This window comes from Mycobacterium sp. P2_H7 (assembly GCF_056403275.1).
Genome location: NZ_JBFUFU010000027.1, coordinates 36584 through 45903, shown reverse-complemented (window position 1 = coordinate 45903; position 9320 = coordinate 36584). Strand labels below are relative to the sequence as shown.

Genomic DNA, 9320 nt, shown 5'->3' with positions numbered 1-9320 from the left:
ATCCTGCTCTACTCCAGCGACTACCCCCACTGGACCTTCGACGACCCCCGCTGGCTGGTCAAACACCTCCCCGAACACGCCCGCGAAAACATCATGTTCCGCAACGGCATCAACACCTACAAACTCCCCGACACCGTCCCCGCCCTCGAGGGACAGGTCCGGGTGTTCTGACTCATGGCTGACGAGACCACACCGCCCCGGCTGGCCCAGGGCCGCGAGCATGCCGTTGCAACTGTCGACGAAATCCCGCCCGGCACACACAAATTGGTGCCGATCGGCCGCCACGGCGTCGGCGTGTACAACGTCAACGGCACCTTCTACGCCATCGCGAACTACTGCCCGCACGAGGGCGGTCCGCTGTGTTCTGGACGCGCGCGGGGGCTCAACGTCGTCGACGACAGCGTGCCGGGCGACGCCGTGATGGTGCGGGACAAGGAGTACATCTTCTGCCCCTGGCACCAGTGGGGATTCGAACTGGCCACCGGCACCACCGCCGTGAAGCCGGAGTGGAGCATCCGCACCTACCCGGTCCGGGTTGTCGGCGACGATGTGCTGGTGCAGGCATGAGCGAATTGCTACTTGGGCCTGGCGAGCAGCTCATCGAGATCAACGGCGGCAACGTCGTCTACGAAATCCTGGGCGACACAGGCGATCTGATCGCCTTGACACCGGGCGGCCGGTTCAGCAAGGACATTCCCGGGCTGCGCCCGCTGGCCGAGGCCCTGGTGCAGGGTGGCTACCGGGTGCTGCTGTGGGACCGGCCCAACTGCGGCAAATCCGAGGTTCAGTTCTACGGGCAGAGCGAATCGCACATGCGTGCCGAGACGTTGTACACCCTGATCTCGAAACTGGGTGTGGGACCGTGCATCATCGCCGGCGGCTCCGGCGGTGCCCGCGACTCGATGATCACCACCATGCTCTACCCCGAGATCGTCACCAAACTCGTCGTGTGGAACATCGTCGGCGGCGTGTACGGATCGTTCGTTCTGGGCGGGCACTACATCACCCCGAGCATCCTGGCCGCGCGCGGGCTGGGCATCAAGGGTCTGTTGCATGTTCCGGAGTGGAAAGAACGCATCGAGCAGAACCCCGCCAATCGGCAGCGGTTCCTCGATCTGGACACCGACGAGTTCCTCAAGGTGATGTTGCGCTGGCTCAACGCCTTCGTCTCCAAGCCGGGGCAGACCATTCCCGGTGTGCCGGACGAGATGTTCGAGAACATCACCGTGCCCACCCTGATCATCCGGGGCGGGGAGAACGACTGGGATCACCCCAAGCGCACCTCGCTCGAAGTGAGTTGCCTGATCAAGGGTTCCACGCTGATCGATCCGCCGTGGCCCGAGGACGCCTGGGAGCGCGCAGGAGAACGGTTCGCGCAGAGCGGCGGCAAGACGTTCTGCCTGTTCGACACCTGGGTGCAGGCCGCGCCGGCCATTCTCGGGTTCCTGGAAAGCTGATGAGCGCTTGCGCGAAGAACATCGGCCCTGACGCGGGCTACTCCAGCAGGATGCGCACCTCACTGTTGAGTGACGCCTCCAGCGCGGTGTGGATCCGGCTCTCGGGCACGCGTGCCAGGTCGGCGCGCTGCAGCGTGACCTCGACGACGTCCCAGCCTTCGCCGCTGGGGAACCGGTGCACCCGGCCGGTCAGGCCGAAGCCCGCCAGCACGCCGTGCGCGTCGTCATCGGTACCGCGGCTGACGAAGGTCAGCACGCCCGCCACCGGATCGGTGCCGAATGCCTTGCCGCACAGCATGATCGCTCGGGTCGTGAGCGCTTCGGGATCATCACCGGCAAGCAGCACCTCGACCTGGCGCCGGCCGGCCGGTAGCGCACTCAGGTCGGTCTCGACGATGTCGGCACCGGCCGGGCCCGCCAGTTCGCGCAGCGCCGCCATGCCGTCGACCAGCCTGGCCGGGGGCAGTTGCCCGGACGGATCCACATCGACTCGCACCACCGCGGTTCTCACGGCCGCCAGCCTAACCGGATGTGACGAGCGGGAAGGGCTCAGCTCATGACCACGACCGCAACGGATCTCAGCACGCAGGTCTGGCCCGGCCTGACACCGCGTCTGCTGCTGACCGAACACGGCCCCGAAGACCTCGCCGACTACACCGGCGCCGGCGGCTACCAGGATCTCGACGATCCGGAACGACTGTTGGGCGAGATCGCCGCAGCCCGGCTGCTGGGCCGCGGCGGCGCCGCCTTCCCGCTGGCGGTCAAACTGCAGACGGTGCGCGCCGCCCATCTCGCCGGCCGGCCGACGGTCATCGTCGCCAATGGTGAGGAGGGCGAGCCCGCGTCGGTGAAAGATCGCTGGCTGCTGCGTAACCGGCCCCATCTGGTGCTCGACGGATTGCGCCTGGCCGCCCGGATCGTGGGCGCCGAACAGGCTTTCGTGTACGTCTCCGACCCACATGCCGCCACCGCGATCGAGACGGCGCTGGCCGCCATCGAGAACGCACCGGCCATCACCGTCGTCACCGTCTCGCCCGCGTACATCGCCGGTGAGGAATCCGCGGCCGTCCGGGTGATCAACGGTGGCCCCGCCAAACCCACCGACAAACCTCCGCGCGTGTTCGAGGAGGGCGTGGCCGGACTGCCGACGCTGGTGAGCAACGTCGAGACCCTGGCTCACCTGCCTTACATCCTGCGACACGGGGCGGACGCGTTCCGGTCCGCGGGCACCGAGGCTTCGCCGGGCACCTTCCTGGCCACGATCACCGGCGCGGGCAAGGCACCGGTGCTCTACGAACTTCCGCACGGCACGCCCATCACCGATCTGCTGACGCTGCACGGGGTTTCCCCCGCCGACGTGTCCGGACTGCTGATGGGTGGGTATTTCGCCGGCCTGCTCGGCCCCGACGCGGTGAGTGCCGGGCTGGACCACGAATCGCTGCGCGCTCTCGGCAGCGGTCTGGGCTGTGGAGCGGTCGCGGTGCTCACCACCGACTGCCCCGTCGCGGTGGCGGCCTCGGTGCTCGACTACTTCGACCGGGAGAATGCCGGACAGTGCGGCTCCTGCTTCAACGGTACCGCGGCGATGGCCGCGGTCACCGGAGCACTGCGCGACGGTTCGGCCACCGCCGAGGATCTCGCGCGGCTGCAGCGCTGGTCGGTGGTGCTACGGGGGCGCGGCGCCTGCGCGACGCTGGACGGCGCGGCCAACATCGCCGCCAGCCTGCTGGCCCACTTCGCCGATCTGGTCCAGACACATCTCGACGGATCATGCGACAGCTGCCGCACCTTCGAGGCGCTGCGGCCCTACGAAGTCGAGGCGATCTAGATGAGGATCAAGCTGGACCGCACGCTGTGCGACGGATTCGGGATCTGCGCCAAGCACGCACCCGAGTACTTCTCCCTGGACGACTGGGGGTACGCGAAGTTGGAGGGCAGCGGCGACGTCCCCGAGCAGGATCGTGATGCGGTGCTGCGGGCACTGCTGGACTGCCCGGTGCACGCCATCCTCGAGCTCGGCGAACGGCGGCCCGACGACGATCACCGCCCGCTCGTCGACGCCGCCGACCCGGCCGACAGTCTGAACACCGAAGACAACGAAGCACAATGGGGGTTCACCCGATGACCGCGATCCCGGGACGCCCACTCCCCCAACTGACTTCGCAGAACGAGTTCTTCTGGACCTCCGGTGCCGACGGGCAGCTCCGCATCCAGGAATGCCAGAGCTGCAAAGCGCTCATCCATCCGCCCGCACCGATCTGCCGTTACTGTCGCGGCCAGGATCTCGGCGTGCGTGCGGTCTCGGGCCGGGCCACCCTGGCCGGCGTCAGCATCAATCACCGGTTCGGTTTCCCCGACCTCCCGCCGCCCTACGTGATCGCCGAAGTGGCCATCGCCGAGGATCCGCGGGTCCGGCTGACCACGAACATCGTCGACTGTGACCCGGAGAAGCTGGAACTCGGCCAGCCGGTCGAGGTGCTCTTTCAGCAGTTCGACGACGTCTATCTGCCGGTGTTCACTCCCGCGGCCGACCAGACGGCGGCCGCCGCGATGCCCGAAGACGAGATCGCCCCAACGGATTTCGCGAAGTACGTCCGCCCGATGCTCACCGCTGCGAAGTTCGAGGATCGCTCGGCCATCACCGGGATCGGCGCGTCGAAGATGGGCCGCCGGCTGATGGTGCCCCCGCTGTCGTTGACCATCGAGGCGTGCAAGGCGGCCGTCGCCGACGCCGGCCTGACCTTCGACGACATCGACGGCCTGTCCACCTACCCCGGGCTGGACATCGCAGGCATGGGCGAGGGTGGCGTCTCCGCGCTGGAAGGCGCACTGGGACTTCGCCCCACCTGGATCAACGGCGGCATGGACACCTTCGGTCCCGGCGGATCGGTCATCGCGGCGATGATGGCCGTGGCGACCGGAATGGCCCGGCATGTGCTGTGCTTCCGCACCCTGTGGGAAGCCACCTTCCAGCAGTTGATGAAGGAAGGCCGGATGTCACCTCCCGGTGGCGCCCGCACGTCCAGCTGGCAGCAACCGTTCGGCGGCGTCTCGGCGGCACACACGCTGGCGCAGAACGCTTCCCGGCACTTTCACCGATACGGCACGACCCGCGAGACGCTGGGCTGGATCGCCCTGAACCAGCGGGCCAACGCCGCGCTCAACCCCACCGCCATCTACCGCGATCCGATGACGATGGACGACTACTTGTCAGCCCGGATGATCACCACCCCGTTCGGGCTCTACGACTGCGACGTGCCCTGCGACGGCGCTGTCGCGGTGATCGTGTCGGCGGTCGATGCCGCCAAGGACCTGCCGAAGAAACCCGTACGGGTGGAAGCGGTCGGCACCCAGATCATCGAACGCCTCGACTGGGACCAGACCACCCTCACCCACGAGCCCCAGGTGCTCGGCCAGTCCGCGCACCTGTGGAGCCGGACATCGCTGCGGCCCCAGGACGTCGATGTCGCTGAGCTGTATGACGGCTTCAGCTTCAACTGCCTGTCCTGGCTGGAGGCCCTGGGCTTCTGCGGGATCGGCGAGGCCAAGGACTTCCTGGACGGGGGCAAGGCCATTGCGCGTGACGGTGTCATCCCGTTGAACACCCACGGCGGGCAGCTCTCGCACGGCCGCACCCACGGGATGGGCCTGATCCACGAGGCGGTCACCCAGCTGCGCGGCGAGGCCGGCGAGCGGCAGGTCGCCGGCGCCAAGGTGGCCGTCGCCAGCAGCGGTGGCCTGACCCCGAGCGGCGTGCTGCTGCTGCGGACCGATGACTAACGTCCAGCGGCGCATGGTGATGGCCGGCACAGTGCCGATGACGGCCCTCGTCGCGACGGTCCCCGAGCCCCGTGCGGTCATCGTCGCGATCCACGGCGGGGCAACATCATCGGTGTATTTCGACTGCCCGGGCCGGCCGGAGCTCTCGCTGCTGCGCCAGGCCGCGGCGCAGGGTTTCACCGCCATCGCGCTGGACCGGCCGGGATACGGTGCGTCCTCGCTGTACCAGGACACCATGGACGTCCCGGCGAACCGGGTCGCCTTGGCCTGGGATGCGGTCGACAAGATCGCGCCGGCCGGGCAGGTGTTCCTGCTGGGCCATTCGCTGGGTTGCGAACTCGCGCTGCGGATGGCCGATCATGACCGCGTCGTCGGCGTTTCACTGGCCGGCACCGGACTGAACTATCACCCGGACGCGAAAACCCTTCTCAGCCAAGCCACCTTGTCCCGCACGCCGGCCGGGCTGCGGGACCTGCTGTGGCAGCCGACGGCGCTCTACCCCGACGAGGTGCTCATCGGCGGCCTGTCGGCGCCCGGGGTGGCCTACGAGGGAGCGGTGTCGGCGAACTGGCCACGCCGCGACTTCGCCGACACCGCCGCGGCCGTGCGGGTGCCGGTGCAGTTCAGTGCCGCCGACCACGAGAGCGTATGGGAATCCGGCCCCGAGGCGCTGGCGGCGATCGCGGCCCTGTTCTCGGGTGCACCCGAGGTAGAACTCAACGAAATGGCCGACAGTGGCCACAATCTCAGTGTCGGGCTGTCAGCGGCCGAGTATCACCGGCGGGTGTTGGCATTCGCCGGGCAGTGTGTTTCGAACGATGTGGAAGCGGAGGCGGGTTGATGCGCGTCGGATTCATCGGATTGGGCAGCCAGGGTGGGCCGATGGCCCGCCGGATCGTCGAGGGCGGTTACGAGACCACCCTGTGGGCACGCCGGGCGGCATCTCTGGAGCCTTATGCGGACACCGCGGCGAAGACCGCAGGCACCCCGGCCGAACTCGGCGCGGCCAGCGATCTGGTCTGCTTGTGCGTCGTCGGTGACGACGACGTGCGCCAGGTGTTGTTCGGCGAGAACGGCGTGCTGGAAGGCCTGGCGCCGGGCGGTATCGTCGCCATCCACTCCACCATCCACCCCGACACCTGCCGTGAGATCGCAGAAAAAGCTGCAGCGCAGGGTGTTTCGGTGATCGATGCCCCCGTCAGCGGCGGCGCTCCCGCGGTGGAGGCCGGCCAACTGCTGGTCATGCTCGGTGGCGACGAGACCGACGTGGAGAAGGCGCGGCCGGTGTTCGCCACCTACGCCGACCCGATCGTGCACCTCGGCCCGCTGGGCAGCGGGCAGGTCGCCAAGATCCTGAACAACCTGCTGTTCAGCGCCAATCTCGGTGCGGCCATGAGCACTCTGGAGCTCGGCGAGTCGCTCGGCGTGCCGCGTGAACGCCTGTGCGAGGTGATCACCCGCGGCTCGGCCAACAGCAAGGCCATGGGCAGCATCGCGGCATTCGGCGGGACGCTGGACCGGCTCGCCCCGATCGCGGGCGCGTTGTTGCAGAAGGACTGCCGGCACGCGACCGCACTCGCCGAAGAGGCCTCCGCGGCACAGGGTTCGGTCTTCACCGCGGCCGATACCGCACTGGCCATCATGGGCCACCCGCGCTGATGAGCGCTTGCGCGAAGAAGAACCGAACACCGATGAGCGCTTGCGCGAAGAAGATCAGGCGCTGATGCGCGTCGGCTTCATCGGCGCCGGCCGGATGGGCGCACCGATGGTGGGCCGGCTACTCGCGGCCGGACATCAGGTCACCGTGCTGGCCCGCACGCCGGAGAAGCGTGCGGAAATCCTGCAGCTCGGCGCGGCCGTCGCCGAGGACGCCATCGGTTTCGCCACCGCAGATGTGGTGGTGCTGTGCGTGTTCACCGACGACCAGGTTCTCGAGGTGTGTGCGGGTCCATTGCCGGCCGCCATGCCGGCCGGTGCCACGCTGATCATCCACACCACCGGTAGCCCGCGCACGGCCCAAGGCATCGCCGAGCGGGCCCCGCACATCGGAGTGGTGGATGCGCCGGTGAGCGGCGGGCCGCACGATATCGCCGCCGGTCACGTCACGGTGTTCGCGGGCGGTGCCGATGACGTGGTGGGCAGGGTGAGGCCCGTGCTGGACAGCTACGCCGACCCCGTCCTGCACATGGGCCCCCTGGGCGCCGGGCAGGGTATGAAGCTGGTGAACAACACCATGTTCGCCGCGCAGATCGGGCTGCTTGCCGAAGCCGTACAGATGGGCGCGCGACTCTCGATCGAGGAATCCGCGCTGCTGGGCGCACTCGCGCACGGCAGCGGTGCGAGCCGGGCGCTGGGCTTGATCGAGCGGGCCGGATCGACGCAGCGATTCGTCGGGGCCGTGAGCGAGTTCCTCGTCAAGGACGTCGCCGTGGTGCAACGGACGCTCGCCGAACTCGGTTTCGGACTCGGCGCGCTGGAACCGGTGGTCAACGCCGTCGTGCCCGATTGAGCGACGGTGAAATCGAGCATTTCGGCGCGCCCTGGGGGCTTTACTGTTAGCGTTACAGTTTTATAGAGTTCCGTAATGTTTTGGGGTGGCAGCTCCACCCGAAGGAGGACCAGGGATGACGACCGCCGAACTCGTTTTCGATCCATTCTCCGAGGAGTTCTTCAACAACCCCTTCGAGATCTACCGACGCATGCGCACCGAGGCGCCGATCTACTACAACGCCGATCAGGATTTCTACGCACTCACCCGGCACGAGGACGTGGCTGCGGCGCTCAAGAACCACGACGCCTTCTCGTCGTCCCGCGGGTGCGACCTGGCCATGGTGCAGAGTCCGGTCCCGCCGCAGAAGTCGATCATCTTCATGGATCCGCCGGACCACCGGCACATGCGAAGCCTGCTCAACAAGGCCTTCACCCCGCGTGCCGTACAGGCCCAGAAGGACACCATCGTCGAGCAGATCGATCGTTACCTGGGGCAGATCGATTCCGACGAATTCGATGTGGTGCAGGATTTCTCCGGGCCGTTCCCGGTCGAGGTGATCACCCGGATGGCCGGTGTCGAACCTGATTTCCGTCAGATGGTGCGACACTGGATCGACACCAGCTTGTCCCGTGAGCCCGGGCAGATCGGCACCTCCGAGGCGGGGGTACAGGCCAACATCGACACCGGCGTCTATTACTACGGGCTGGTGCAGAGGCGCCGGGAGAACCCGCAGGACGACATGATCAGCCGGCTCATCGCCGCGGAGATCCTGCGCGAAGACGGCCAATTGCACAAGCTCGACGACATCGAGATCACCGGGTTCGCAACGCTGCTCGGCGGCGCGGGCGCCGAGACCGTCACCAAGCTGATCGGTACCGCGGTGGTGTTGTTCGCCAAGAACCCGGACCAGTGGCAGAAGCTGCTCGACAACCGCGACCTCGTCCCGGCCGCCGTAGAGGAGCTGCTGCGGTACGAAGGCCCGGTGCAGTACAACGTGCGCTACACGCTCAAGGACGCCCGCGTGCCCAGCGGTGTCATCCCGGCCGGCAAAGCAGTGTTCCTCATCAGCGCCGCCGCCAACCGCGATACCGACGCCTTCACCGATGCCGACACGTTCGATATCGAACGCGACCGCACCGAGGCGCAGAACCTCGGGCTCGGGTACGGGATCCACAGCTGCCTGGGGGCGGCCCTGGCCCGCATGGAGAGTGTCATCGCGCTGGAGAAGCTGCTCGATTTCATGCCGCGGTACGAGGTCGACTTCGATGGCCTGGAGCGGGTGCGGATGCAGAACGTGGCGGGCTATGCGCGGGTTCCGGTGAAGGTGCTGAAATGAGCGACGCTTGCGGAGCGAATCATGGATCGTCATTCGATGACCGAGCCTGCGAGGTAATCGAATGAGTCGCATAGAGGTCGATTTCGGGCTTTGTGAGAGTAACGGCGTCTGCATGGGGGTCATTCCCGAGGTGTTCGACCTCGACGACCAGGACTACCTGCACGTGTTGTCCGACGAAGTCACCCCGTCCAACGAGGACCAGGTGCGCGAGGCCGTCCGGCAGTGTCCCCGCCAGGCCATCGCGATCGTCGACTGA

The 9320-nt window shown here is 67.5% G+C and carries 11 protein-coding genes and 1 pseudogene; 11 read left to right on the top strand and 1 reads right to left on the bottom strand.

The annotated features are described in order from the left end of the window. The 3 genes and pseudogenes from AC1DY7_RS29730 to AC1DY7_RS29720 form a co-directional block, all read left to right on the top strand. Positions 1-171: pseudogene (locus AC1DY7_RS29730) on the top strand (amidohydrolase family protein); the annotation flags it as partial. 3 nt (positions 172-174) lie between these two features. Beyond that, entirely contained in the window at positions 175-567 is a 393-nt protein-coding gene (locus AC1DY7_RS29725; protein WP_477497348.1) for a Rieske (2Fe-2S) protein, read from the top strand. Beyond that, positions 564-1457 carry an alpha/beta fold hydrolase gene (locus AC1DY7_RS29720; protein ID WP_477497347.1) on the top strand — a complete coding sequence of 298 codons (894 nt, stop codon included), beginning with the start codon at positions 564-566 and terminating at the stop codon, positions 1455-1457. Before AC1DY7_RS29725 ends, AC1DY7_RS29720 begins: the two co-directional genes overlap by 4 nt. A 37-nt stretch (positions 1458-1494) precedes the next feature. On the opposite strand, the gene AC1DY7_RS29715 is transcribed toward AC1DY7_RS29720, so the two are convergent. After that, positions 1495-1968, bottom strand: a complete 474-nt coding sequence (locus tag AC1DY7_RS29715) for a hypothetical protein (protein WP_477497346.1) — start codon at positions 1966-1968, stop codon at positions 1495-1497. A gap of 45 nt (positions 1969-2013) precedes the next feature. Here AC1DY7_RS29715 and AC1DY7_RS29710 point away from each other — a divergent pair, with 45 nt between their 5' ends. The 8 genes from AC1DY7_RS29710 to AC1DY7_RS29675 all read left to right on the top strand — a co-directional run bounded on the left by AC1DY7_RS29710 (position 2014) and on the right by AC1DY7_RS29675 (position 9320). Then, positions 2014-3285 (top strand): NADH-ubiquinone oxidoreductase-F iron-sulfur binding region domain-containing protein, encoded by a 1272-nt coding sequence (locus tag AC1DY7_RS29710; protein WP_477497345.1) that lies wholly within the window; start codon positions 2014-2016, stop codon positions 3283-3285. Next, positions 3286-3582 (top strand): ferredoxin, encoded by a 297-nt coding sequence (locus AC1DY7_RS29705; protein ID WP_477497344.1) that lies wholly within the window; start codon positions 3286-3288, stop codon positions 3580-3582. Further along, positions 3579-5237, top strand: a complete 1659-nt coding sequence (locus AC1DY7_RS29700; protein WP_477497343.1) for a thiolase C-terminal domain-containing protein — start codon at positions 3579-3581, stop codon at positions 5235-5237. Before AC1DY7_RS29705 ends, AC1DY7_RS29700 begins: the two co-directional genes overlap by 4 nt. Beyond that, entirely contained in the window at positions 5230-6078 is an 849-nt protein-coding gene (locus tag AC1DY7_RS29695) for an alpha/beta hydrolase (protein ID WP_477497342.1), read from the top strand. The genes AC1DY7_RS29700 and AC1DY7_RS29695 overlap by 8 nt, the downstream gene beginning before the upstream one ends. After that, positions 6078-6896, top strand: coding sequence for an NAD(P)-dependent oxidoreductase (locus AC1DY7_RS29690; protein WP_477497341.1), 819 nt, complete (start codon positions 6078-6080; stop codon positions 6894-6896). The genes AC1DY7_RS29695 and AC1DY7_RS29690 overlap by 1 nt, the downstream gene beginning before the upstream one ends. 7 nt (positions 6897-6903) lie before the next feature. After that, positions 6904-7746, top strand: a complete 843-nt coding sequence (locus tag AC1DY7_RS29685; RefSeq protein ID WP_477497340.1) for an NAD(P)-dependent oxidoreductase — start codon at positions 6904-6906, stop codon at positions 7744-7746. Between the two features lie 115 nt (positions 7747-7861). After that, entirely contained in the window at positions 7862-9064 is a 1203-nt protein-coding gene (locus AC1DY7_RS29680) for a cytochrome P450 (RefSeq protein ID WP_477497339.1), read from the top strand. Positions 9065-9125: 61 nt separating this feature from the next. Continuing rightward, on the top strand, positions 9126-9320 hold the full coding sequence (locus AC1DY7_RS29675; protein ID WP_477497338.1) for a ferredoxin: 195 nt from the start codon (positions 9126-9128) through the stop codon (positions 9318-9320).